This window comes from Exiguobacterium sp. KKT215, assembly GCF_055635335.1.
Genome location: NZ_CM145756.1, coordinates 289,281 through 314,436 on the forward strand (window position 1 = coordinate 289,281; position 25,156 = coordinate 314,436).

The window sequence follows — 25,156 nt, forward strand, 5'->3', positions numbered from 1 at the left end:
TTGACGTGACAGTTCGATGAAGAAAAGAGGGTCACAATTCGACGCGTTCTAACCCGTCTTCCCCGAACTTGCTGTCGAGTTGGTCGTGGCGATACGTCGAGGCGAGGACGTATAACAAGTCGCCTGGCTCGATTTTCGTCTGGCCCGTCGGCGGGATGAGATAGTCTTGACGGACGATTGCATTCACGACCGTGTTCGGTGGCAAGGTGATATCGGCGAGCGTTTTGCCAATCATTGATGATTCTTCGGTCGCCACGTAAGGGACGAGCTGATGTTGCGATTGCTTGCTCGAGACGAGTGCGATCGTGTATGGTGAGCGGATTTTATCCGGTCCGAGCAAATCGAGTTTCGCCGCGAGCGGTGTCAATGTCGTTCCTTGAATCAAGGCACTCGTCACGACGACGAAGAAGACGGCGTTGAAAATCAATTGGGCGTTGTCGATGCCTGCGATGAGCGGGAACGTAGCGAGGACAATCGGCACGGCGCCTTTCAGTCCGGCCCACGAGATAAACAGTTTTTCTTTGTGGGTAAACTGCATCTTAATTGTCGATAAATAGACGGCAATCGGCCGGGCGATGAACATCAGGATGAATGAAATCAATAACCCTTTCCAGATGAGCTCGGGGTCAAGCAACTGTCTCGGGAAGACAAGCAGACCGAGGATGACGAACATGATGATTTGCATGATCCAGGCCAAAGCCTCAGAGAATTGAACGATTGTCACTTCATGGGCCGTGTGCGCATTCCCAACAATCATCGCGGCGAGATAGACGGCAAGTAGTCCGCTACCGGCAAAGTAAGCAGCGACCCCATACGTCATAAAGGCCATCGAAATCATGAGGACGGCGTGCAGACCACTCGACTCGAGACGCAAATGGTTGAGCATGAGTCGGGACAAGTTTCCGAGCATGTAACCGACGAACGCGCCGACAATGATTTGCAGGATGAACATCCAAATACCGTCCCAAATCGTCGTGTCGGGTTTTAACATGAAGTCGAGGGCGAGAATCGTCAAGAACATCGCCATCGGGTCATTCGTGCCGGACTCGGCTTCGAGTGTCGAACCAACTTTCGGTGAGATATTCTTTCCTTTGAAGGCGGCGAAAACAGCAGCCGCGTCAGTAGAGCCGATAATGGCGCCAAATAGGAAAGATTCCACCCAGTCGAAGCCAAATACGAAACGAACGGCCACAGCGATGAGCCCGGTCGTCAACAGCACGCCAATCGTGGCGAGTGAAGCGGACGGGGCGAGCACGCTCCGGATCGACGACCATTTCGTCTGTAAACCACCTTCGAACAAGATGACGACGAGGGCCGCGACCCCAATCATTTGGGCGAGATTGGTGTCATCGAAGAAAATCAGCCCGGTAATATCGCTGCCCATCAGCATGCCGATGCCCATAAACAAAATCAGGGCAGGTAAGCCGAAACGCGTCGATACGCGAGTGGCCAACACGCCGGCGACAAGTAGCAGACCGAATAATAGAATCAAAATATCAGTACTCAAAATCGGTGCGGTCAAACACATCACTTCCTTTTTCACGTTGATATTTACATGTATTATTAAGTTCATTATACCATGAAATGGTTATGAATTAAGAAATGACGCATCGATAATTATGCACATTGGAATAATCGGATATAGATGTGGTACAGTAGGGGCATCAAAAAGGGGGATTCACATGACTAAAATTCACGTGCTCCATGAAAACAACGAATGGACGAACCATCTCGTCCGACGACTCGAAGAATTATCATTGCCGTATGAACTGTGGCACCTCGATCAAGGGACGATCGACTTGGCGAGCGAACCGCCGGAAGGTGTGTTTTACAACCGGATGAGCGCGTCGTCGCATACGCGGGGTCACCGCTACGCGCCGGAACTGACGGAAGGGGTGCTCGCATGGCTCGAAGCGAACGGACGGACCGTCTTCAACGGGACGCGGGCGATTCGGCTCGAAGTGAGCAAGGTCAATCAGTATACGGCGCTTCAACGAGAAGGCATTCGTGTACCGAAGACAGTGGCAGCCGTCGGGAAGAAGCAAATCATCGAGGCGGCCGAGAAGCTCGGGATGAAGCCGTTCATCACGAAACATAACCGAGCCGGCAAAGGACTCGGTGTTCAACTGTTCCATTCGATCGATGCGTTGAAGGCATACGTCGAGGGTCCGACGTTCGAGGAATCGATTGACGGGATTACGCTCATCCAACAATATATCGAGGCGCCCAAACCGTACATCACACGCTGTGAGTTCATCGGTGGTAAATTCGTTTACGCGGTGCGTGTCGATACGTCAGACGGTTTCGAACTCTGTCCGGCCGACGCCTGCTCGATTGAAGACCAGTTTTGCCCGGTCGGCGAGACACCACCGGCGAAGTTTGAAATCGTCGAAGGATTCAATGACCCAATCATCGGACAGTTGGAAACGTTCCTCCAGAAGAACGAGATTGCGGTCGCCGGGATTGAAATCATCGAAGACGCGGACGGGAACGTTTACGCGTATGACGTCAACACGAACACGAACTATAATTCTGACGCCGAAGCGAAAGCGGGGCAGTACGGTATGCTCGAACTTGCGACGTTCCTTGGGGACGCCTTGGCGGTCACAACGAAATAAAGATAGAAGAAAGGGTCAGGCTTTTGCCTGACCCTTTCGCTGTGTATGTTGTAATTGTTGTTCAAATCGAAGTTGGACTAGTTCTGCTGTCGGTGCCATTCGTTCGATGAACGAATCTAAACGTTTCGCAGTGTCTCGATCTGATTCCTTGAACACGCGCATCGTTGTTCACCTCATTGATCATTGTTATGTTGCTTCTACAACAATGATTCCCGAGGGCATGATAGCGTAAACCTCGATTACCCGAGGAATGTGCCGAGTTCTTCTTTTGGAAGGATGTTCCCGACATAAAAGTCGCCGAACTCGCCATATTTGGCACTGACTTCATCAAAACGCATCTCATAGACGATCTTTTTGAATTGGAGCGAGTCTTCCGCAAACAAGGTGACGCCCCACTCCCAACCGTCAAAACCGGTCGAACCGCCGATGAACTGTTGAATCTTGCCGGCGTAGCTGCGGCCGATCATGCTGTGGCGATACATGAGGTCTTTGCGCTCATCCATCGACAACGTGTACCAGTTGTCCCCGTCGCGACGAGCCTTGCTCATCGGGTAGAAGCAGATGTGGGCCGCTTTCGGGAGTGTCGGATAGAGGCGGGCCCGAATGTGAGGGTTCTCGTACGGGTCACCGTCTCCAGAACCTCGGTACATGCCGAGTTCGATGACAGACACGTATGAATAGCTTGGAATCATGTAATCGTACAATTTCGTCTTCCGAAGAGCGAGTTCGACTTGCTCGAGCTCTTTGAACGTCGGACGAAGGACCATCAAGACGACGTCCGCCTTTTGACCAAGGATCGAGTAAAAGGCATGGCTTCCTTCACCGCGTGTCTCGACCTCTTCGAGTGAGCCGAGGAAGGCGACGAACTCGTCAATCATCTCTTGACGGGCGGTTGGGTCGACTGCTTTTAAACGAGTCCAATCGATGGAGCGGAAATCATGGAGCGTATACCAACCGTCTAACGTGGCGGCTGCGTGTTGCGTTTCGGTTGTCGGTGCTGGACGTTCTGACATTAAAAAAACTCCTTTCGAGACTAGGCTTCGCTGACTATTTTACCATACACGTTTGACCGTCTGGCAAATTTGACGCCGTCGTGAGGATAGTCACACTCCGGGCGGGGTAAAGAGATAGGGAGCAAGATTTTTGAAAACGGCTTCACAATGGGCTGTATCAGTCGGAAATGGTAAACTGTTCTATTCATATAATGATTGATTTCAAGCGATTTATGACGAAATGGGCAGAATAGTTTATTTTAAAAATCGTACTGTGTATAATAAAACTCGCATATGGACGAGAGCGTCCGAGAGAGAAAAAATCCGATTTCTTCTAATCGAAAAGGAGTTCATTCACTATGAAACTATTTGACACGTTGAAACAAAAAGTCAGCCCGATTCGCCCGACCATCGTCTTCCCAGAAGGGATTGATGAGCGCGTCCTCGGTGCCGCTGTCCGTTTGAAAAATGATGGCATGGTTGAACCGATCGTCATCGGACCAAAAGCTGAACTCGAAGCGGTCGCTTCGAAGCACGGCTTTGACATCTCAGGTTTGACGCAATACGACCCAGCGACGTACGAAGACATCGATACACTCGTCGAATCGTTCGTTGAGCGCCGCAAAGGTAAAGCGACACCGGAACAGGCACGTGAATTGTTGTCGTCAGACGTGAACTACTTCGGTACGATGCTCGTCCACACAGGAAAAGCAGAAGGTCTCGTCTCAGGTGCGATGCATGCGACTGCCGATACGGTCCGTCCGGCCCTTCAAATCATCAAGATGCAAACAGGCATCAAAAAGACGTCAGGCGTCTTCATCATGGTACGTGACGACGAGCAGTACGTCTTCTCGGACTGCGCCATCAACATCGCACCGGATGCGGCTGACCTCGCCGAGAACGCCTACTTGTCAGCGTTGACAGCGAAGACGTTCGGCATCGAGCCGCAAGTCGCGCTCCTCAGCTTCTCGACAAAAGGATCAGCGAAGTCGCCAGAGACAGAAAAAGTCATCGAAGCGACACGTCTCGCCAAAGAGAAGGCGCCAAACCTTCCAATCGACGGCGAACTTCAATTCGATGCGGCGTTCGTACCGAGCGTGGCTGCGAAGAAAGCACCAGGCTCTGAAGTAGCCGGAAATGCGAACGTCTTCGTCTTCCCAAGCCTCGAAGCCGGAAACATTGGCTACAAGATGGTTCAACGTTTCGGCGGATTCGAAGCGATCGGACCAATCCTTCAAGGTCTCAACAAGCCGGTCAACGACTTGTCGCGTGGCTGTAACGAAGAGGACGTCTATAAATTGACGCTCATCACAGCGGCACAAGCCATCGACGAGCGCAACGAAGCGTAAGTCGCAGCATCCTTCCTGAGCGGAGGATGCTTTTTTTGTATGCCCATTGTAAACTATTGGAAAAGGGGGCGAGGAAATGGATGAAGAGGAAGGCATCATCACATTGCCGGAAGGGCATCGGTACGCCATTTTCGGTGGCGGGGATGATTATCCAATCAAAACGTATTACAAAGGGGTGTTCGAAACAGTATTCGTCGTGTTTCATCCGTTTCTGGTCCCGAAAGACGACCCGACCGCGGTTGACCGTTATGTCGAGTTGGATAAAAACGAGGTCGAACAGCAATTTCGGGCCATCACATGGGCAGATATGTGTCGCCGACTTGATTTCGATGACATCAAACGCATCGATCACGCGCTCCGGACGATGATTGCGGCGCTGAAACCGCATGCCGAAGATCAAGAAGGTGCGAATCGAATCATCGAATTTTGCAATCGCGAGAACGTACTTCCACCAGGCGAAGGGGAGCTGTCGAATCTTTTAGAGAATCAGGTGTTACGAGCACTTCTTGGGATGGGAGAAGAGTGGATGTGGAGCGGAGACGAGTTCTGCACGGAACGGCATCTCATCAACATTCGGGAGACGCTAACCTCCGATACGTGGGGGATGCGGCATCGGACGTTCTTCGGACATCAACATGATTGGCTCATCGTACCGCCTTGGGATAGCCATTTCACGTTGATTTGTGGCAGCCGAGCTTGGGTCGAGCAGGTGGTCGAGCGGTGCGAACTCGAAGGCTTCTATTGTGATGAAAACACGACAATCAATTGGAGTTTGCTTGATCGAAAACTGAGGTAAACTAGTAGGGGACAACACTATTAAGGGGGAACTACCATGCAAAACATCCATGCAACTGAATTACGTGAAAAGCTTGAGAACGGCGAAACGCTCCATATCATTGACGTGCGCGAACAAGACGAGTACGACGCGGGCCATATCCCGCACGTGCCGCTCTATCCGCTGTCTGAATTTCCTGGCGTCACGGACAAGCTCGCGAAAGATAACGTTTATCACGTCATCTGCCGCTCAGGCGGCCGCAGTGTGACGGCATGCGACTATTTGGAGTCGGAAGGCTATAAGGTCGTCAACGTCGAAGGCGGCATGCTCGCGTGGGACGGCGATATCGAGGCGTGATGCTCGACAATCCATGGGTCGTCATCCCGCTGTTAATCGCACTCTATTTGACCGTCTATACGTTCGTCAAACGAGTCGATGGCGATAAATGGAGGCTCGTCTGGGCTGTCTGGCTCATCGTCATCGTCGTGATGTTGACGATTCAGCTCGTCCAAAGTCTATAAAAAACGAGTGAAGCCCACACAGGCTTCACTCGTTTTTAGTTATCGCGCTTATCGAATGTGATTGAGGCAATCGCATCGTGCTGATGAATCGACTCTTCGTTGCGGCATTCGACGAAGAAGTTGACGACTTGTTTCATTTCATACAAGTCAGCCGCGATCAAGCGGACCATGTCTTCGACGAAACGCGGGTTCTCGTACGCGATTTCCGTGGCACGCTTCTCATCCGGACGTTTCAAGACAGGGTGAAGCGGGGCCGATGCGTTCGACTCAGCTGCCTCAAGAAGCGCGAGACGCCAGTCGAAACCGTCGAGCGATGCTTCATCGAGACCGGCTTCAATCGTGATGTAGCCGCGTTGGTTGTGGGCGCTGTACTCGCTGATTTCTTTCGAGCATGGGCAGAGCGTTGTCACGTTGATGACGAGACCGACCGTCACGCTTGCCATCCCTGTCTCGAGGTTGTACGTCACGTTGTGCATGACGTCCGCATTCATGAGACCGCTGAGACCTGTGGCCGGGGCTTTCCGGCTGAAGAACCATGGGTAACGGACCGTCAATTGACCTTCCGTCTGTTCCATGCGCTCGGCGAGTTCTTGCGCGAACTCGATGAGCGAGCGGTTCGATAACGTCCAGCCTTGCGTGTGGTACGCGTCGAGCTGTTCTGTCAGACGTGACATGTTGATACCTTTACGGTCTTGGACGAGCGAAGTCGTCAACTCGAACGTGGCGACCGTCGCTTGGATGCCGTCTGGCGTCTCGATGTTGACTGGGTGTTTGACGTTTGAGATGCCGACGCTGTCAAGCGCGAACAAGAAGTTTTTTGGTGTGTTTTGTAGATCGACCATTTTATCTTTTTCAGTTGGTTTCGTGCCTTTGATGGGCGGGACCGAACCGAATAATTTATGTCGTTCTGCTTTAGTAGGTAAAGCGACATGGCTTGTAGACATAATCGGATTCTCCTTTTTTGAGAGGGCAAATGACTGCCACTCGTTCTTGTTAGGATTTTATCACGAAATGTACATCGACCGGGTACCATTTTGCTCTCTGAACATGCTTTGAACGTGCTTTGCATTGTTACTTCAAATTATATTTTGCGTTTTATTTGACAAACCGTCCTACAATATAAAACTATCAGTAGTTTTATATGGGTTATAGAAGTAAGTAATAATAGAGTAATAGTAATTTTGAATAGAATTTTAAAAAACCAGTAACCTTGAAAAAGAAACTGGTTTTTAGAAATATAAACTCTTTTATAAAAGCTTCCAATAATCTCTCATATGTTAACTAAAAAAGAAATATTGTAAAAATGGTATTTACCCCTTGAACCTTACGTAAGGTAATGTCTTATAGTGAAACTAGCTTACTTTTGTAAAAGGAGGAATTATTGTGGAAAATACCATTGTTAAGGCATTGATCTACGAAGAGCAGATACGTTTATATTTTATTGATAATACCCAGCTGCTTCGAGACATCTTTGCCTTAAACCAGGAACTTCCTGAATCTCTTAAACTCATGTTGGGTAAAACGGTATCAGCGATGAGCATACTCTCTGGCACGCTTAAAGGGAACCAGCGCATGAGCATCCAGGTAACGTTGAGTAACCCTCACCATAAGATTTTTGCGGAAGCCGAAGCGAATGGAAATGTCAGAGGATACTTGAACGATGAACTTTTGAGATCTTCTGATACAGAAGAAAAGTCGATGCAAGATTTGATTGGACCTTCTGGGATGATCCGTGTCATAAAGGGTTCTGAGATGAATCAATTCACCAGCATTACCGATATGCCAAATCAACATATCACGGATGATATCGCCAACTATTTTGTGCAGAGTGATCAGACGCCGACCTATCTTTATTCCGACATTCAGTTGGATAATGAAGCTTCCCTTCTTTCCAGTCATGCACTATATGCACAACTGCTTCCCGGTGCATCACCAGACCTGCTTTCAGAAGTGAAAACGATTGTGAAAGCCAATCCGGATATTTTCAGCAAGCTAAATACAGAGGAAGCGAGTGACAGCGAAGAAGCGTTAATCCAGTTGTTTACGGATGCAAAAATTATCGGCCATAGCTCCAGTCAATTTTTCTGCGGATGCAGCAAAGAAATGTTTTATGGCATGCTTTATTCACTGAGTGAAGAGGAGATCAAACGGAGTATTGCACAAAATGAAGACATTGAAGCTTTTTGCCATATTTGCGGGAAAACCTATACGTTCGAGCAAAAGGAGATGCAGCAACTCTTCTAACTTCGAATTTCTCGTTTTTAGTTGATGGATAGAAATATTATTAAATGGAGGCCAAGCGGATGAAGGAACATTGGAAAGTCGGAGAAGTTGCAGAATTGACGGGTTTGACGATTCGAACTTTACGCTATTATGATCAAATCTGCTTATTTTCTCCTTCTCAGTATACGGAGTCAGGGCATCGGCTTTACACGAAAGCAGATTTGGTCCGTCTTCAGCCCATTTTGTCCTTAAAGCAGATGGGAATGTCGTTAGAAGAAATACAACTTCTGTTGTCTAATCCGGAGGAACAAACCGTTGCGGAGATTTTGCAAACCCAAATTTCTCGAGTCAAAAAAGAGATAGAGGTTCAGCAAAAACTAGTAGCGGAGTTGGAAAATGCGTTATCGGCTGCACACAGCAATCGGACCCTCTCGATTTCAGAACTTACTAAATTAATGGAGGCGCTGAAAATGAATAAGGAAAAATACTTTTCGAAGCAGCAATTGGATACCATGGAAAGCAGCTATGAAAATGCGGACAAACAGTTCTTGAAGCATACAGAACAAGAATTTGAAGCTCTTATCATGGAAATTCGTTTGGAAAAAGATAAAGGCACTTCTCCCGCCGATGAAAAAGTACAGCATTTAGCGAAAAAATGGAACGACATCGTGAATGTCTTTTCCGAAGGCGATATGGCTTTCCGTAAGCAAGCCGAGCGTTTCCACGCTGAAAACCCAGGGAACGAACTGCAACATGGAATAGATGGCGAGCTATACCAATTCATCAATAAAGCATTGAATCCTAAGTAATGTTAGAGAAAAAAGGAAGAGGAAAAGCTGGTTATAAAGCTTCTCCTCTTCCTTTTTTTTGTTGGTTTTTAGAGAACTGCTGATAATCTCGTGATATGTAAACTACTCTTTATAGGTCGCCTTATCCTTAGATTACAAACTCAAAACTGAAATAGTTCTCGAATACAGATATGGTATAAATTATTAATCTATTAGTATCTTGTGGAAGCGTTCTTTGACTTGTGGCCAATCCTCTTTTGTCACACTGTACATGACGGTATGTCGAATTGTTCCTTCTTTGCGAATCATGTGGTTCCTTAAAATCCCTTCTTTAATGGCTCCGATTCTTTCAATGGCGCGTTGTGAACGGATGTTTTCATGACCTGTCTTGATTTGAACGCGATTCAATCCCAGTTCTTCAAAACAATACGTCAACAGTAAAAACTTGCAATTGGTGTTGATGTTCGTTCGCCAACTTTTGGGATTTAGCCAAGTTGAACCTATCTCTAATCTTTTGTGTGGCATGGAAATGTCGAGAAACCAGGTGGCCCCAATAATCTTCTTTGTCTCGATATCTACAATCACAAAAGCAAACTCTGTTCCAGCTGCTCTCTTTTTTTGAGCGTCTTGTACATATTGTGCAACGTTCCTTTTGTCCGTCAAATCCACCGACATATGTTCCCAAATTTCATGGTTATTCGCTGCCTCCCAGATTCCTTCTATATGACTGATTTCCATCGGCACTAGCTTGACAACTTCATTCTCTAAGGTTTTCATTTCCCTCACTCCTTTCTATCATTACACTTCATTTCTGGTATGCTTAACATAACCAATTCGGAGTAAAATTTACATACCAAGGAGTGTTTGGAGTGGAACTGCAAGTAACGTTTCCATCGGGAACCACAAAATATATGGCCATTTATGAACACATCAAACAGCTCATTCTACAACAACAGTTAAAAGCGCATTCAAGAATGCCCTCTAAACGCGAATTAGCCAATCAATTGAATGTCAGTGTATTTACCGTACAGGAAGCATATGCCCAATTACTGAGTGAAGGTTACCTGTATTCAACAGAGAGACAAGGTTATTTTATAGGGGAGATTGAAGCCCCCTTCCAAGAAAAAGCTGCCCTTCAAAAAGAAGAATTACTGCCAACGATAAAAGAAGAGTCCTTAAATTTTAGAAACGGACAAGTTGATCCAACAGAATTTCCATACAAAATTTGGAACCGCCTGTATCAAAATTTTCTGGCTCCTGCCCATATTGCGAATGGTGCTTGGCAAGGGGAACCGGAATTACGGAACGAAATTGCAAACTATTTGCGCCGATCCCGAGGATTGCATTGCCATGCAAAACAAATTTATGTTTTCAGTGGTACTCAACAACAATTAAGTTGTCTGTGTCAATTCCTCATTCCTTCTAAAGTAGGAATCGAGGAACCTGGCTTTATTCGGGCAAATGCGGTTTTTCACCAATTAAACATACCTGTTTTACCTCTAAGGTTGGATTCTGAAGGCTGTACCGTACCGAAACAGCCAGTGACACTTCTTTATACAACTCCAGCTCACCAATATCCACTTGGCACCATAATGTCGATCAACAGGCGCCTTGAGTTGTTGACATGGGCAAAAGCTTCTTCCAGTTACATCGTGGAAGATGATTATGATTCGGAATTCCGTTACCGAGGAGCCTCCATTCCAACGTTGGCTCATTTAGACTCTTTAAATCAAGTTATTTATTTTGGTACGTTCTCAAAAACCTTACTGCCTTCTATTCGAATCAGTTATCTTGTCCTCCCCTTATCTTTAGTGAAAGAATATGAAGCATTCAATGCACTGCAGAAATCCACTGTTTCCAAAATCGATCAGTTAGTTGTTGCAGAATTCATTAAGACAGGTAGATATGAGAAGCACATCGCCAAAATGCGAACCCTTTACCGCTCAAAGAGAAAGTGCTTGATTGAAGCGATAGATGAATTTTTAGGAGAAGATTTTTCTGTTAGAGGAGATGAGGCTGGATTGCATATCATTGTTCAATTACCTGCTTTCTTAACGGAACGAGAAGCAATTGCAAGGGCGCATTCGCTTGGCATTGCAGTTGATGCCGTATCCCATATGTATCAAGAAACCAAATCCACCGACCGAGTGATTATCGGATACGGGGCTTTGAGTGTTGGAGAAATTCGGAAGGGCATTCAATCGCTTGCATCGGTCTGGAAAAGTCCCTAAGTTAAAGTCTTAAGAATAGGTTTCATATCTATCAAGCGTTCGTAAATGTGTCAAATCATTTTACGAACGTTCGTCACCTAACACACACTTTTAAGTGCAAGATAACGGTTAAAATCATCGCAAAATAACAGTAGAAGTAACACTTTGCATGTCCTCATAAATAAAAAAACTTCAGCAATTGAAGAAAAGAAGATTGATTTCGATATGAATCGGGAATAAAATGTTCCTGTGAACTTAAAAAATAGATCACTGTTAAATATGAAGGAACACAACAAAAAAGGGGATGTTTTTAATGGATTGGCAGTTAATTCTGCAGTACGCCTGGATCATTGTCGTACTCGTCGGTCTAGAAGGGCTACTTTCTGCAGACAACGCACTCGTCTTGGCGGTTATGGTCAAGCACTTGCCGCGGACGGAACAGAAGAAGGCACTATTTTACGGCTTGCTTGGAGCGTTCGTTTTCCGCTTCATCGCATTGTTCCTAATCTCATTCTTGATCAACGTCTGGCAAGTCCAGGCGCTCGGTGCGCTTTACTTGATCGGAATGAGTGCACGACATCTGTATATGACCTATAAGGCCCGCAAGCTAGAGCCGAAACAAGATCTCGCTGCTGAGGCGAAAGAAGAGACGGCTGTCACAGAGAAGCCGGTCACGAAGAAAGAATTCTGGTGGACGGTTGCTAAAGTCGAGTTTGCCGACATCGCCTTCGCGGTCGATTCGATTCTCGCAGCGGTCGCGCTCGCGGTCAGCTTGCCGCCACTCGGTCTCGGTGAAATCGGTGGGATCGACTCTGGTCAGTTCTTCGTCGTCTTGACAGGTGGACTCATCGGGGTCATCTTGATGCGTTTCGCTGCTCGAATTTTCGTCAAACTGTTGCATCAACGCCCATCACTCGAAACAGCTGCTTTCATCATCGTCGGCTGGGTCGGTGTGAAGTTGACGGTGCTCGTGCTTGAACACCCTGGCTTCAAGAAATTGATTGCCGGCACACCGTTCGAATTCATGGGTCTTCCGGACGGATTCGTCCACTCGACGGCGTGGACCGTGTTCTTCTGGTCGGTCATGGTCGGTATCGCGGTATGGGGTTGGTTCTCTTCAAAACCGACAGCCACTGCCAAACATTAAAAAATGGTCTCTCACCTTTGGGCGAGAGACCATTTTTCATGCTGTCACGTCTTGCTTCTCGTAAATCGGCACCCAGCCTTCGGTCGTCACGAAAATCCGGACGGCGACGACTTTGCGGTCGTCTTGGAGCGTGAAGTAGTGGCGTGTGTTCACCGGCACCGAGATGAGGTCGCCTGGGTTGAGCTCGATGTTGAAATAGCCACGTTCGGCGTCATCGATGGCGAAGATGCCATGGCCGCTGACGATGAAGCGGACCTCGTCATCTGTGTGGTGATGTTCCTTTTGGAAGTTGACGAGCAGTTCGTCCAAGTTCGGCGTCGCATCCGACAACGAGATGACGTCTGCCGTCTCATAGCCACGTCGCTCCGACACGTCGCGAATCTCGTCACGGAACGTCGACAAAATCGCTTGTTTGTCCTCGTCCGTCAACTGATAGTTCTCTTGCAGGTTTTCCGGGAGCTTTGTGATGTCCCACTGTTCGTACAGAATCCCGCGAGACTCTAAAAAGGCACTCACTTCAGTTTGATCGACGTAACGCTCTTCGGTTTGTTGGAAATAGACAGTTGCCATGGTTGGTTCCTCCTTATGAATGGACGCCTAGGGCGCGTAGTTTTAATGTATAACTGAACAAAAATTCGTAAGCCTCTAAATAGCGTTTGGCCGCGTCCGGGGTCTCGCCCCAGACGGTGATACCATGATTGCGGATGAGAACGGCACCGGCGCTTGCGTGGATGTGAGGGGCGAAGGCGGCCGCGAGCGTCGGGATGTCCGCATGGTTCTCGATGATTGGCACGCGAACGACCGCGTCCTCGTCCCAGTAGCCGAGCGCCTTGATGATCTCTTGGCCGGTGAAGACGACTTCGCCGGTGGCAGCATGGAGCTCGGAGATGACGTTATTGTCGACCGTATGGACATGGAGCGAACACGTCGCGTCCGTCCGATTGAACACTTCGACGTGGAGCAGCGTCTCGGCGGATGGTTTTCCTGTCTGTTCGCCGATCAAGCGTCCGGCCGCATCGACGTGAACAAAGTCTTCCGGTGTTCGTTTTCGTTTATCGCGTCCGCTCGCCGTGACGAGAAATTCGAGCGGATCGTCGGAAACGCGAATCGCCAAATTCCCACTCGTTCCGGGGAACCAGTCGCGGGCGGCGAGTTCGTCTTTAATGTCGGCGAGTTCAAGCCAACGTGTCGCAAGGCTCATACGGACACCTCCTTCAAGTGATGGGTGATGTCGTCGAACGTCTCGAACGGGGCGTAACGGATGCCTGCCGCTTCGCAGAGCGTGATGAGTTGACCTCGGGCATAGACGAAGTCGGCACGCTTCGCGACCTCGAAGTCGGTCACTGAGTCGCCGATGACGATCAAGCGGTCGGCGGGATTGACGATGCGGCGAGCGAGCGTCGGTTTGCAACAGCCGCAATCGTTCGTGCACTGTTCGTCGCAAGCGTGTGGCCACGCGACGGTTACCGTCTCAGCGGAGAAGTCGGCGACGTTGCAGTAGATATGCTCGGGGGCGACATGCCCGTCCAAGACCGGCTGCACGAAGAAGTCCATCCCGCCGCTGACGACGTCAAACTTCCAGCCGTGGGCCCGAACTTGTTCTAAAAATGCCGGGAACCCTTGGCGGAGCGTGATCCGCTCCAATAAATAATCACGGTAAGCCGGGGCCTCCGCGCTCGGCAACAGTTGAAACAGTTGACCGACACCGGAGCGAATCGAAATCCGTTGCTCGAGGACCGCATCTTTCAACTCGACCCAAGCCGGCGGGGCGAACGCCTTCATTAACGCGATAATATTGTCTTCCGCCGTGATCGTCCCGTCGAAGTCGCACAGGATATGGACCGTCATCGTGACGCCCACGCCTTCAACGCGGTATCGAGCTCGTCCGTCTGTCCTTCGGTTTGGCCGAGAACGTGAGCGATCGCTTGTCGGAAAGCACGAGCCCCGGCGGCTGCGCCGTCCGGGTGTCCGTGAATGCCACCGCCGGCGTTGATGACGACATCCGTCCCGAAATCACGAATGATATCAGCGACGAGTCCTGGATGAATCCCGGCTGACGGGACCGGTAAAATCGGTTTCGACCAATGCGGTTCGGCGCTCTGGTCACGAATCGTGAACGCCTCTTCACGCGGTGTCGCGAGGGAGCCGTACGGAGACGGGAAGAGCGTTAAATCGGCCCCGGCGAGGCGTGGGAGTTTACCGAGTAAGAGCGAATGACTGATTGACCCGGTCAAGGCGCCGGCAAAGGCCGGATGTGCCAAGATGGGGACGTGGATATCCGGATCGTTCGCGAGTTCGCGCAGTGCGTCGAGACCGTACGTATAGACGTTGAACAGGAGCGCTGTCGCACCTGCCTCGATAAGACGGAGCGCCTGGTCACGTAGACCGAACACGGGGCCGCTCAGCGTGATGGCGTAGAGGACACGTTTCCCGGTCGCCTCGAAGTGGGCTTGAATGACGTCCGCTCCGATCCGGGCCCGTTCGAGCGATGGGGTGAGCGGGTTGTCGTATAAAATCTCGTCGTCTTTGACGATATCGATGCCTCCGGCGAACTGATCGCGGAGTTGCTGCTCGAGAAACGCGAGGTCACGGCCGATGACACCTTTGAAGATGCTCATGACGAGCGGGCGATCATGAACACCGAGTAAATCGCGAATTCCAGTGACCCCGAACTTGGCGCCTTTGAAATGAGGGGCGAGCGTCTCGGGCAACGTCAAATCAATTAACCGAATCGAATCGTCGAGGGACAGTTTCCCGAACGTCGTCGTCAAGATGGATGAAAAGTCAGGGCTGACATTATGTAACGGGTAGCGGATTGTGAAGCGGCTCGTCGTATCCGTATGTGTCGTCGACACGACCTCACCCCGGTACGCCTGTAACTGCTCTTGCTCTAAGTGAGGTAGCTCCGTCCAAGTACCGACGGTCAGCTCGAGGGCGATTTTGTCGGCGACGGTCGCGACCGCGTCCGTTCGTTTGATTTCATATGTGGCAGTGATACTCATATGGTTCCTCCTTCCAGGCAAACAAAAAATGACCCCATGCCGAGGCAAGAGGTCATCATAAAAAATGAACTCTTATCTCTCAGCTTTCGCTGCAAGAATTAGCACCGTGCCATCTCTGGTCGGTTGCTGCGACATCATCGGGCTCGTCCCTCCGTCTGCTCTTGATAAGAATGTGATTTGAAGTTGTGAAATTTAATTGAATTTTTGCACAGAATCATCATGTCGTCAATTCCTTTTTTTCCAAAAAAAATATTTTGGGAAGTTGTTTCCATATATGCACAAAAAAAGACGGAGTTGCGTCGAGAAAATGACGTTGACAATCGTGACGTCGAGTCCGTAATATTCATCACATAAGTTCACCGAATCGAATAACACACTCTTATCGCGAGTTGGCAGAGGGAATTGGCCCGATGACGCCGCAGCAACCGACCACTAGGCACGGTGCTACATCCACCAGACGAATGTCTGACAGATGAGAGGAACAACCATTTTGGCTGTGCCTCTTTCTCGCGGAGAAAGGGGCTTTTTTTGTGGGCAACGTACAGGAAGGGGAAAACATCATGTCATATCAACCATTTACAGAACAGACCGTCGTCGAGCACGTCCGTCAATTAGGATACTTGCAAGAAGGAATCGCCGAGTGCGAGGAGATCGGGGACGGCAACTTGAATCTCGTCTTTCGGATTCGCCAAGGCGAACAGCGCCTGATCGTCAAACAAGCGCTCCCATACGCCAAAGTCGTCGGTGAGAGCTGGCCGCTCACGCTCGAGCGGGCATGGATTGAACAGTTGGCACTCCGTGAGTTTGCGACTGTCGCGCCTCGATTCGTCCCGGCTGTCCTTGGCAGCGACCGGACACTCGCTTACACGATTATAGAAGATCTATCTGATTATGAGATTGTCCGCACCGGCTATTTGAACGGGGAGAGCTACCCGGAACTCGCCCGTCATGTCGGTGAATTTTTGGGCGAGACGCTGTTTGCGACGTCGGATTACGCAGCTGGACCGATCGCGAAGAAGCGGATTGAACGTGACTATTACAACCCGGAACTGTGTGACATCACCGAGAAGCTCATCTTCACCGATCCGTTCAAAGACGCGGAGTCGAACAACATCGAGACGGCGCTGCGAGCAGATGTCGAACGCCTTTGGCAAGACCAGGCGCTCAAGATCGAGGTGACGAAATTGAAAGTCGGGTTTGTCACGAAACATGAGGCACTCCTGCATGGAGACTTACATACGGGTAGCATCTTCGCGACTCAACAAGAGACGAAAATCATCGATCCAGAGTTCGCATTTTACGGACCGTTCGGCTTCGACCTCGGCCAAATCATCGCCCATTTGACGCTGTCGACGTTCCATGACCCGCTCAAACGCTTCGAGCGTTTCACGGACGTCTTGACGGTGTGGGAGACGTTCGAGAAGACGTTTCGGGCCAATTTTGAGCGCGCCGTCGAGCCGTTCAATACGGATGGTTTCGTCGACGAGTTGTTGCGGACAGTCTTCAGCGACACGATCGGCTACGCCGGTTGCGAACTCATTCGCCGTGCCGTCGGACTGGCCGGTGTCGCCGATCTCGAGACATTGCCGGAAGCGACGCGGCTCGAACGAAAACGTGACGCGCTCGCCCTCGGGACGGCGCTCATTAAAGAACGCCACAGCGTCGAATCGATTGACGACTTGGTGACACTCCTGTCGGGGGTGCGCGTATGACGGTCCAAAACATCCGTTTCCATCCACAGACAGATGAACTCATCCTATTGGATCAGACGTTGTTGCCGCACGAAGAGCGTTACGTGACAATCGAGACGCTTGAACAGGCCGAACATGCCATCGAGACGCTCCAAGTCCGCGGCGCCCCGGCCATCGCTTACTTCGGGGCGTTCGTCCTCGCCAAAGAGGCGGGCCGGTTAATCGATGACCCGGACTTCACGCGTCGGCTCGACCTCGTCGGACGCCGCTTGATTGCGACCCGGCCGACAGCTGTCAATCTGCAAAACGTGATTGAATCGCTCCTTGATTTAAATGTCGGGGATGACTTTGAGGCGATTGCCGAGGAAATCAAACGCCGCGCCATCGCTTTGTACGACCGGGACGTCGATACGTACCGGGCCATCGGCGAGCATGCACTGACGGTGTTGCCGGCCGGGGGGAACGTGTTAACGATTTGCAACGCCGGTGCCATCGCGACATCGCGTTACGGTACGGCGCTCGCACCGTTTTACGTCGGAAAAGAACGAGGTGTATCCTTCAACGTCTTCGCCTGTGAGACGCGACCGCTCCTGCAAGGGGCACGCCTCACTGTCTGGGAGCTCGATCGGGCCGATATCGACGTGACGCTCATCACGGACAATATGGCGGCTTGGACGATTCAGTCGAAACGAGTCGACGCGATCATCGTCGGAGCCGACCGCATCACACGGACGGGTCACGTCGCCAATAAAATCGGGACGTTGCAGCTCGCCGTCCTCGCCAAGCATTACGGCATTCCGTTCTACGTCGCGGCGCCGCATTCGACGTTCGATTTGACGGCGGATGACACGATTGAAATCGAGGAGCGGAATCCGTCAGAAGTCACACATATCGGTGGTCAACCGACGGCGCCCGTCGGTATCACCGTCTTCAATCCGGCGTTCGACGTCACGACGCCCGACTTCATCACTGGACTCATCACCGAGGCGGGTGTGTTCGAACCGACAGAGGCCGCCATCACACATCATGTAGGGGGAACGATTCATGTCTAAAAAACTATTGATTTTGTTATTCACATTCGTCTTGGCGCTCGTCGGTTGCACGAACGAGCAAGCGGCCCCATCGAAGCCAGCCGAGAAGACGGCAGAGACCAAGCCCGTCTCGGTCTCGAACGGGACGTTGCCGAAAGAGATCGACGTCGCCTTGATTATGCAAATGTCGATTGGGACGTTCTCGTCGCAGTATATTAACGGGGTGACGGAACAAGTCGAATCGTTCGGCGGCAACGTGAAAGTGTACAACGCCGACAACGATCTGTCGAAGATGGCGAGTTACGTCGACACGGCGACGACGCAAGGCGTCGATGTCATCTTGATTGACCATGGTCGCGCCGATGCGTTGAAAGAACCGGTCCAACGCGCACTCGACAAAGGCATCAAAGTCGTCGCGTTCGACAACGATTTGACGAACGACGGGGTGACGGTCATCGACCAGGACGACTATTCACTCGCTTGGCGTTCGCTCAAGGCACTCGCCGAAGATTTGGACGGCGAAGGCAACATCGTCACGATTTGGGTCGGTGGCTTCACACCGATGGAACGACGCCACACGATTTATGATGCGTTCTTGAAACGCTACCCGGGCATTACGGAAGTCGCCAAGTTCGGTTCGGCGACGAACAATACGGCGCTCGACACACAGAGCCAGATGGAAGCGATTTTGAAGAAGTATCCGGAAGGCGAGATTGATGCCGTATTCGCGATGTGGGACGAGTTCGCTAAGGGTGCGAGCCGTGCCATCAAACAAGCTGGACGTGATGAAATCGCCGTCTATGGCATCGATTTGAGTGACGAAGACCTTCAACTCATGCAAGAGGACGGTAGCCCGTGGAAAGTGACGGCGGCGACCGACCCGGCTGAAATCGGACGGATCCAAGTCCGTTATGCGTATCAAAAATTAGCGGGTGAAGAGACGCCGTCGATTCATTCGGTCGACCCGTATCTCGTCAATCGTGACGTCTTGCCGGACGAGAAAGTGACGATGGACGACCTCGGTCAATACGTCCCGAACTGGGGCGCATCAGACGCGGCCTGGTCGGACTGGATGAAAGGGACGGACTGATGTTACGGCTCGAACGCGTCACGAAACGCTATGGCGACGTCACCGTGCTCGACGATGTCAGCTTCACGCTCCGACGTGGCGAGATTCATGGATTGCTTGGATTGAACGGGGCCGGAAAGAGTACGCTCGTGAAGCTGTTGAGTGGCGCCATCATCCCGACGTCCGGGACGGTCGAACTCGACGAAACGGCGGTCACATTCACACCGGCCGAGGCGATTCGCCGCGGGGTCATCACGGTGTCGCAAGAAGTCGATGACGCGCTCTATCTCGATTTACCGATTTATGAGAACGTCGTGCCGTGGCAGGCGGTCGAGCGGATTCGTCCTCGCGAACTAAAACAGCGAGCGGCTGCCTACTTGGAACGTGTCGGGCTAGAGATTGACGTGACCGAACCGGTCGGGCGTTTCCCGCTCAGTGTCAAACAACGTGTCTTGATTGCCCGTTCGCTCGCGAGTGATGCGGCCTACCTCTTGCTCGACGAACCGACGGCCGCCTTGTCGACGGATGATGCGGCGGCACTGCTCACATTACTGCAGTCGCTCGCAGCAGAGGACGTCGGCATTCTTCTCATCACCCATCGATCGGACGAACTGTCGCGCATCACCACGACGACGACGTTCCTCCGGGATGGGCGCATCGCTTACGAAGGGCCGTTTCAGGCGTTGTCAGAACGGGATATCCATACGTATTTGAGCGGATCTGACATGGCAGAGGCGGTAGAGAAAGCCGTTCCTGAAACCGAGATCCGGATTCAGGCAGACCTCACGTTACCGACGTTCGGGACGAGGCTTTCGTTCACGGCGTATAAAGGCGAAGTCGTCGGCATCGGCGGCGTCACCGGGAGCGGGAAGACGGAGTTGATTGAGGCGCTATTCGGTCTCTCTGGCGTCGAACAACAAGTGACGTTGGACGGGAAACCGCTCAAGATTCGTGAACCGCGTCAGGCGGTCCGGTCCGGATTTGCCCTCGTACCAGAAGAACGCCGGAAACAGGGGCTTTTCCTCGACGATTCGATTGAACGGAACGTCCTCGCGATTGAAGGGAAGGAGAACGCGATCACACGTGTATTGGCCTCGCTGCGAGTGACATACGACCAGGTCGGGCAACCGGTCCGGGAGCTGAGCGGGGGGAATCAACAGAAGATCGTCCTCAGCAAATGGCTCCTCGAGGACCGGGACGTCTATCTGCTCGACGAACCGACGAAAGGCGTCGACGTGACGGCGAAACGGGACATTTATGAACTCGTCACCCGCCTCGCCAAAGACGGGAAAACCGTCATCTTCACATCGAGCGAACCGCATGAATTAGAATTGGTCGCCAACCGGACGCTTTGGCTCGACCGCGGCCGTTGGCAACAGAAAGGAGGCGTCTAACATGGCCCAACTCGTCTTAAAACAACGCACGAAACGCTTCAGTGGCATCGGTCAATATGGGACACTGTTCGCGATTCTCGCACTCATCGCCGTCTTCGGTGTGACGAACGACCAGTTTTTGACGTACGCGAACTTCAGCGACATCATCAAGTCCGTGTCAATCGTCTCGCTGCTCGCCCTCGGGGTGACGTTCTCGCTCATCGTCGGCGGGTTCGACTTATCGGTCGGCTCAACGGCGAGCCTAGCGACAATTGGGGCGGCGTCAAGCCTCGTGTTACATAGTCAAGAACTGCTCGTCGCTTTGCTCGTCCCGATTGCGCTCGGTGTGCTCGTCGGGCTCTTGAACGCACTCGTGACGATCAAGTTCCGGTTACCGGACTTGCTCGCGACGCTCGCCATCATGTACGTCATCAACGGGGTCCAATTGACGTATACGAAAGGATTCTCGATTTACGACAACATGCCGATTGAAGGAGGGACGGCACCCGGACGGTTCATCCCGTCGTTCCTCTTCATCGGCCAAGGCTCGATCGGCCCAATCCCATTCGTCGCCATTTTGATGATTCTTTTCTTCGCCGGGGCCCATCTGTTTTTGACGTATTCGAAGACGGGACGTGAGTTTTATTACGTCGGCTCGAACGTCGAGGCGGCCCGCCGCTCCGGCATCGCCGTCACACGGATTAAGCTGTACGCTTACGTGTTGAGTGGTCTCTTTGCGGCCATCGGCGGCATCATTTTGGCGTCGCGCATCGGCACCGGACAAGTATCGGCCGGCGCACCACTCTTGATGGACGCCGTCGCAGCCGCCTACATCGGCTACGCCGTCTTCGGGACCGGACGACCGAACGTCGTCGGTACGTTGATTGGTGCCATCTTGATTGGGATTTTGTTGAACGGACTGACGATGTGGGACGTGCCGTATTATGCCCAAGATATCGTCAAAGGGGCGATTTTGATTGCGGCGCTCGGTTTGTCATACATCCAAAAGAAACAGCTCACATAGGAAAAGTCCTCAGAACGGTTGGTTCTGAGGACTTTCTTGACGTTCCATCTGGATGAAGGCGAACGTGCTCCCGTTCGTCGATTGTTGAAACGAACCGGTCTGTTTGAAACCGCACGTCTCATAGACACGGATCGCCCGTACGTTGAAGGCGGCGACGGACAAGGTGATGCGATGAGGCGAGTATGTTGTGTTGACGAAGTCGAGAATCGATGTGACGAACGCTCGTCCGCTCCCATTCCCGGTCAAATCAGGCTTCATGCCGAGGCCGAGATCGACCGTCTCGGCATCTGTTTGCGCGACGCTCACGAAACCGATCAATTCACCATCAGACGCGACGGCGAACACGGACTGTCCACGCTGTGCGGCGTCTAAAAATTCGGCTAAGTCTTCCTCGTCAGCTTCCATGTTATAGAACGCATAATCGCCTTCATAGTGCCACGCATAGGCAATCGTTTCGGCCTGTGGCTGGGTCAAGACAGTGAATTGATGAGTCATGTGAATTTCCCCGTTTCACGAGCAGGATGTAGTGCTACACTCATCATAGTACCATCAACTTGGAAACTGGGGTGATCTTATGGGAATCAAGTTAGATATGATTGGCATCGTCGTCGAAGACATGACGCGGGCGCTCGACTTTTATCGGATGCTCGGTCTATCGATCCCGAAAGCGATGGATGGGGAAGCGCACGTCGAGGTCGATGACGGCGGTGTCCGACTCGCCTTCGACACGGTCGAAGTGGCCGAATCGGTGTATGGGGAATGGAGACCGGCGACGGGGCATCGGGTCGAACTCGCCTTCTTATGCGACAGTCGGGAGGAGCTAGATGCGCGCTATGAGGCAATCGTCGAGCACGGCTATGCCTCGCATCGGGAACCGTGGGATGCGTTTTGGGGGCAACGTTACGCCATCGTCATCGACCCGGACGGAAACCTCATCAGTCTATTCGCAGCCTGATCGAACGGCACTCCGATTGTTAGATATATTGAGCAATCGGTGGTGCTGTTTTTAATTAAAATTAATTTTTCCCACTTGATGACCACGCCATATTCTTTGTTAAAAAAATTTAAATGATTTAAAGTTAAAAAAACGACTAAAGGGGAAAAAATCATGTTAAATTCAGATTTGGATTTGCGATTAGAACCGCGTATTAAAGAATTATATCAATTACATAAGGAACGATCTGCAAACATTGATTGGAGTTATCACGAATTTATTCCATGGGACAAGGCCATGTCCTTTAAAAGAGTTCCTTGGGATGAGAGTCAAGTAACTCTTCCAGAAGGTGTCATTATTGCGGTAGAAACAGCCTTACTTACAGAAGTAAATTTACCTTGGTATACTTCGCATTTGGATTATACATTTAAAAATTCAATGGAAGTAATAAATGATTTCGTACGTACTTGGACGGCTGAAGAAGATCAGCACTCTAACTTACTTGAAACGTATTTGTTGGTGACACGAAACGTAAATCCCACAAGATTGCATGAATTAAGAAAACGAGTCGTTGAAAGCGGATGGTTCCCAGACTTCACCAACCCTTTAGCGACAATGGCTTATACTTCTCTGCAAGAGTTAGCTACATTAGTTTTTTATAATAATGTAGCGAGGATTGCGGGTGCCCACGACAAAGACTTAGCAACGTTACTTCGACGTTTAGCGAAAGATGAAGCGCTTCATTATGCCTTCTATCGCGATACCGTGAAAGCACATCTTGAACTTGATCCGAATTTCATTGTTTATTTTGAGAATGTAATTATTAATTTCTCGATGCCAGGTGCCGTTATGCCAGACTTTAACGAGAGAATGAAAACCATTGCCATTGATGCGAACTATGGACCGTTACAATACTTTGATCAAGTATTGGATGTGGTCGTTAAATACTGGGATATCGCCAACCTACAACCTACGAGCGAAGAAGCTAAACAATCACAAGCGAATATCATGAAATATCATGGACGTCTAAAAAGAATTAAAGACCGTCAGCTAAGAAATAAATAAAAGTAGATATGCGAAAGGGGGTTTTTATCATGAAGACGAATTGCGAATTATGTGGAAAAGAAACGAATGATCAAGTGAGTTATTTAGAACTTGAAACGTGGGAATTTGATTTCTTAAAACAAGAGAAAAAAGACTTTTACTCGATTTGTTTTAATTGTTTTGACACCCATACGAATCATTTCATTGATAAAGAAATGGATCTTGAATTGAGAAAAAAACGTTCCCAATTAGTGAATAAAGAGATTGAACAAGAAATCGAGGCTATTCTTGAAATCGAAATTAAATGACTCAACACTATTTATGAAGACGTCATGAGCTGATGTCTTCGGAAGGAGCGTATTGAGCATGAAAGCATGGTTACTCGATCAACCAGGACTTGAACATCTCCACGTCGGTGAGATAGAACGTCCGACACCAGGTGCGGGCGAACTACTCATCAAAGTCGAAGCGGTCGCATTGAACCCGGTCGACTATAAAGTCGGTACGAACGGCAACCCAAATTGGTCGTACCCACATATTCTCGGGGTCGACCTCGTCGGGGAAGTCGTCGAAGTCGGTTCGAGCCTCGCCAATATCATTACCGGTTCACGAGTCGCCGTCCATACGAGTCTCGGAAACCACGGCGGCTTTGCCGAGTACGCGGTCGTCGATGCGCGTGCTTGTGCCCTCGTCGTGCCATCGGAAGTGAGCGACGAGGCAGCAGCGGCCATCCTTTGTGCCGGGATGACGGCATATGAGGCCATCATGCAGAAACTGAACACGCGCGACAAGGAGACGATTCTCGTCCATGCTGGTGCGGGCGGAGTCGGTGGCTATGCGATTCAACTTGCGAAGAAGCTCGGTCTCAAGGTGTTCACGACGGCGTCGCCGGATAATTTTGACTGGGTGAAAGAACTTGGTGCCGATGTCGCCATCGACTATAACACGGAAGATGTGACGGCACGGATTTTAGAAGAAACTGACGGCCGCGGGGTCGACCTCATCTTGAATACGGTCGGACGTGATGTGGCGACGGCGGACCTCGATCGGCTCGCGTTCAGCGGACAGCTCGCCTATATCGCCGGTCCGCCGGATACGTCGGACGTGAAAGGGTTTACGTTGTCACCATCCATCCATGAAGTCGCTCTCGGCGCAGCCCATGCGAGTGAGGATGAGCGCGCCATCCGCAACTTGGCATATATGGCCGAAGAATTGATGAAGTTGCTCGAGGCGGGCGAGTTGAACGACCTCGTCACGGACGTCTTGCCGTTCGAACGACTGAAAGACGGTCTTGACCAACTGCAAACACGCAAAGTACGCGGTAAATTAATCGTCCGCATGCGCGACTAACTGATGGCCTCCTGT

27 protein-coding genes and 2 riboswitches are annotated in these 25,156 nt (G+C 50.7%); of the genes, 18 read left to right on the top strand and 9 right to left on the bottom strand.

The features are described from left to right. Positions 1-31: 31 nt before the first annotated feature. Positions 32-1,528, bottom strand: coding sequence for a potassium/proton antiporter (locus ACZ2GZ_RS01660; protein WP_470295598.1), 1,497 nt, complete (start codon positions 1,526-1,528; stop codon positions 32-34). 154 nt (positions 1,529-1,682) lie between these two features. Between ACZ2GZ_RS01660 and ACZ2GZ_RS01665 the strand changes: the two genes are divergently transcribed. Next, positions 1,683-2,618: an ATP-grasp domain-containing protein gene (locus ACZ2GZ_RS01665; RefSeq protein ID WP_408584168.1), complete on the top strand. Its 936-nt coding sequence runs from the start codon at positions 1,683-1,685 to the stop codon at positions 2,616-2,618. Between the two features lie 239 nt (positions 2,619-2,857). Here the strand turns inward: ACZ2GZ_RS01665 and hemQ are convergent, their stop codons facing one another. Beyond that, positions 2,858-3,631 carry a hydrogen peroxide-dependent heme synthase gene (gene hemQ, locus ACZ2GZ_RS01670; protein WP_021066007.1) on the bottom strand — a complete coding sequence of 258 codons (774 nt, stop codon included), beginning with the start codon at positions 3,629-3,631 and terminating at the stop codon, positions 2,858-2,860. Positions 3,632-3,969: 338 nt separating this feature from the next. On the opposite strand from hemQ, the gene pta reads away from it, so the two are divergent. The 4 genes from pta (at position 3,970) to ACZ2GZ_RS01690 (ending at position 6,255) form a co-directional block, all read left to right on the top strand. Continuing rightward, positions 3,970-4,959 carry a phosphate acetyltransferase gene (gene pta / locus ACZ2GZ_RS01675; RefSeq protein ID WP_029594589.1) on the top strand — a complete coding sequence of 330 codons (990 nt, stop codon included), beginning with the start codon at positions 3,970-3,972 and terminating at the stop codon, positions 4,957-4,959. A gap of 76 nt (positions 4,960-5,035) precedes the next feature. After that, on the top strand, positions 5,036-5,755 hold the full coding sequence (locus ACZ2GZ_RS01680) for a DUF2711 family protein (protein ID WP_470295416.1): 720 nt from the start codon (positions 5,036-5,038) through the stop codon (positions 5,753-5,755). 36 nt (positions 5,756-5,791) lie between these two features. Then, positions 5,792-6,091 carry a rhodanese-like domain-containing protein gene (locus ACZ2GZ_RS01685; protein ID WP_021066010.1) on the top strand — a complete coding sequence of 100 codons (300 nt, stop codon included), beginning with the start codon at positions 5,792-5,794 and terminating at the stop codon, positions 6,089-6,091. Further along, positions 6,067-6,255: a hypothetical protein gene (locus tag ACZ2GZ_RS01690; protein WP_408584166.1), complete on the top strand. Its 189-nt coding sequence runs from the start codon at positions 6,067-6,069 to the stop codon at positions 6,253-6,255. The genes ACZ2GZ_RS01685 and ACZ2GZ_RS01690 overlap by 25 nt, the downstream gene beginning before the upstream one ends. A 35-nt stretch (positions 6,256-6,290) precedes the next feature. Here the strand turns inward: ACZ2GZ_RS01690 and folE2 are convergent, their stop codons facing one another. Next, positions 6,291-7,199 (bottom strand): GTP cyclohydrolase FolE2, encoded by a 909-nt coding sequence (gene folE2, locus ACZ2GZ_RS01695; RefSeq protein ID WP_021066012.1) that lies wholly within the window; start codon positions 7,197-7,199, stop codon positions 6,291-6,293. A 439-nt stretch (positions 7,200-7,638) separates the two neighbouring features. Here folE2 and ACZ2GZ_RS01700 point away from each other — a divergent pair, with 439 nt between their 5' ends. Next, complete coding sequence (locus ACZ2GZ_RS01700) at positions 7,639-8,499, top strand: Hsp33 family molecular chaperone HslO (protein ID WP_470295417.1); 861 nt, start codon at positions 7,639-7,641, stop codon at positions 8,497-8,499. A gap of 59 nt (positions 8,500-8,558) precedes the next feature. Then, positions 8,559-9,287, top strand: coding sequence for a MerR family transcriptional regulator (locus ACZ2GZ_RS01705; RefSeq protein WP_470295418.1), 729 nt, complete (start codon positions 8,559-8,561; stop codon positions 9,285-9,287). Between the two features lie 183 nt (positions 9,288-9,470). On the opposite strand, the gene ACZ2GZ_RS01710 is transcribed toward ACZ2GZ_RS01705, so the two are convergent. Further along, positions 9,471-10,043: a GNAT family N-acetyltransferase gene (locus tag ACZ2GZ_RS01710; protein WP_404582651.1), complete on the bottom strand. Its 573-nt coding sequence runs from the start codon at positions 10,041-10,043 to the stop codon at positions 9,471-9,473. Between the two features lie 92 nt (positions 10,044-10,135). Here ACZ2GZ_RS01710 and pdxR point away from each other — a divergent pair, with 92 nt between their 5' ends. Continuing rightward, positions 10,136-11,497: a MocR-like pyridoxine biosynthesis transcription factor PdxR gene (gene pdxR, locus ACZ2GZ_RS01715; protein ID WP_470295419.1), complete on the top strand. Its 1,362-nt coding sequence runs from the start codon at positions 10,136-10,138 to the stop codon at positions 11,495-11,497. 292 nt (positions 11,498-11,789) lie between these two features. Then, positions 11,790-12,623, top strand: coding sequence for a TerC family protein (locus ACZ2GZ_RS01720; RefSeq protein WP_470295420.1), 834 nt, complete (start codon positions 11,790-11,792; stop codon positions 12,621-12,623). Positions 12,624-12,659: 36 nt separating this feature from the next. On the opposite strand, the gene ACZ2GZ_RS01725 is transcribed toward ACZ2GZ_RS01720, so the two are convergent. From ACZ2GZ_RS01725 to ACZ2GZ_RS01740, 4 genes are read right to left on the bottom strand one after another with little or no spacing between them, the layout of a single operon-like run. Continuing rightward, a complete protein-coding gene (locus ACZ2GZ_RS01725) occupies positions 12,660-13,193 on the bottom strand; it encodes a 1,2-dihydroxy-3-keto-5-methylthiopentene dioxygenase (RefSeq protein WP_021066014.1) in 534 nt (177 codons plus the stop codon). Positions 13,194-13,206: 13 nt separating this feature from the next. After that, positions 13,207-13,824, bottom strand: a complete 618-nt coding sequence (locus ACZ2GZ_RS01730) for a methylthioribulose 1-phosphate dehydratase (protein WP_021066015.1) — start codon at positions 13,822-13,824, stop codon at positions 13,207-13,209. Then, entirely contained in the window at positions 13,821-14,471 is a 651-nt protein-coding gene (locus tag ACZ2GZ_RS01735) for a 2-hydroxy-3-keto-5-methylthiopentenyl-1-phosphate phosphatase (RefSeq protein ID WP_470295421.1), read from the bottom strand. The genes ACZ2GZ_RS01730 and ACZ2GZ_RS01735 overlap by 4 nt, the downstream gene beginning before the upstream one ends. Next, positions 14,468-15,625, bottom strand: coding sequence for a 2,3-diketo-5-methylthiopentyl-1-phosphate enolase (locus ACZ2GZ_RS01740; RefSeq protein WP_470295422.1), 1,158 nt, complete (start codon positions 15,623-15,625; stop codon positions 14,468-14,470). Before ACZ2GZ_RS01740 ends, ACZ2GZ_RS01735 begins: the two co-directional genes overlap by 4 nt. A gap of 69 nt (positions 15,626-15,694) precedes the next feature. Then, a riboswitch (SAM riboswitch) is annotated at positions 15,695-15,796 on the bottom strand. Positions 15,797-16,001: 205 nt separating this feature from the next. Beyond that, positions 16,002-16,104: riboswitch (SAM riboswitch) on the top strand. 81 nt (positions 16,105-16,185) lie between these two features. Between ACZ2GZ_RS01740 and mtnK the strand changes: the two genes are divergently transcribed. The 5 genes from mtnK to ACZ2GZ_RS01765 are packed head-to-tail and all read left to right on the top strand — an operon-like array spanning position 16,186 to position 21,813. Beyond that, complete coding sequence (gene mtnK / locus ACZ2GZ_RS01745) at positions 16,186-17,337, top strand: S-methyl-5-thioribose kinase (RefSeq protein ID WP_470295423.1); 1,152 nt, start codon at positions 16,186-16,188, stop codon at positions 17,335-17,337. Beyond that, positions 17,334-18,368: an S-methyl-5-thioribose-1-phosphate isomerase gene (mtnA, locus tag ACZ2GZ_RS01750; RefSeq protein ID WP_470295424.1), complete on the top strand. Its 1,035-nt coding sequence runs from the start codon at positions 17,334-17,336 to the stop codon at positions 18,366-18,368. The genes mtnK and mtnA overlap by 4 nt, the downstream gene beginning before the upstream one ends. Continuing rightward, on the top strand, positions 18,361-19,437 hold the full coding sequence (locus ACZ2GZ_RS01755) for a sugar ABC transporter substrate-binding protein (protein ID WP_408584163.1): 1,077 nt from the start codon (positions 18,361-18,363) through the stop codon (positions 19,435-19,437). The genes mtnA and ACZ2GZ_RS01755 overlap by 8 nt, the downstream gene beginning before the upstream one ends. Continuing rightward, the gene (locus ACZ2GZ_RS01760) at positions 19,437-20,810 is read left to right on the top strand and encodes a sugar ABC transporter ATP-binding protein (RefSeq protein ID WP_470295425.1); all 1,374 of its coding nucleotides are present in this window, start codon (positions 19,437-19,439) and stop codon (positions 20,808-20,810) included. Before ACZ2GZ_RS01755 ends, ACZ2GZ_RS01760 begins: the two co-directional genes overlap by 1 nt. A gap of 1 nt (position 20,811) precedes the next feature. Further along, complete coding sequence (locus ACZ2GZ_RS01765; protein WP_051627667.1) at positions 20,812-21,813, top strand: ABC transporter permease; 1,002 nt, start codon at positions 20,812-20,814, stop codon at positions 21,811-21,813. A 9-nt stretch (positions 21,814-21,822) separates the two neighbouring features. Here ACZ2GZ_RS01765 and ACZ2GZ_RS01770 read toward each other — a convergent pair whose 3' ends face one another. Then, the gene (locus ACZ2GZ_RS01770; protein ID WP_470295426.1) at positions 21,823-22,308 is read right to left on the bottom strand and encodes a GNAT family N-acetyltransferase; all 486 of its coding nucleotides are present in this window, start codon (positions 22,306-22,308) and stop codon (positions 21,823-21,825) included. Positions 22,309-22,387: 79 nt separating this feature from the next. On the opposite strand from ACZ2GZ_RS01770, the gene ACZ2GZ_RS01775 reads away from it, so the two are divergent. The 4 genes from ACZ2GZ_RS01775 (at position 22,388) to ACZ2GZ_RS01790 (ending at position 25,141) form a co-directional block, all read left to right on the top strand. Further along, positions 22,388-22,768, top strand: a complete 381-nt coding sequence (locus ACZ2GZ_RS01775) for a VOC family protein (protein ID WP_029594600.1) — start codon at positions 22,388-22,390, stop codon at positions 22,766-22,768. A 153-nt stretch (positions 22,769-22,921) separates the two neighbouring features. Beyond that, on the top strand, positions 22,922-23,812 hold the full coding sequence (locus ACZ2GZ_RS01780; RefSeq protein ID WP_029594601.1) for an acyl-ACP desaturase: 891 nt from the start codon (positions 22,922-22,924) through the stop codon (positions 23,810-23,812). A gap of 29 nt (positions 23,813-23,841) precedes the next feature. After that, positions 23,842-24,099: a hypothetical protein gene (locus tag ACZ2GZ_RS01785; protein WP_029594602.1), complete on the top strand. Its 258-nt coding sequence runs from the start codon at positions 23,842-23,844 to the stop codon at positions 24,097-24,099. Positions 24,100-24,157: 58 nt separating this feature from the next. Next, a complete protein-coding gene (locus ACZ2GZ_RS01790; protein WP_470295427.1) occupies positions 24,158-25,141 on the top strand; it encodes a zinc-binding dehydrogenase in 984 nt (327 codons plus the stop codon). The last annotated feature ends 15 nt before the right edge of the window (positions 25,142-25,156 follow it).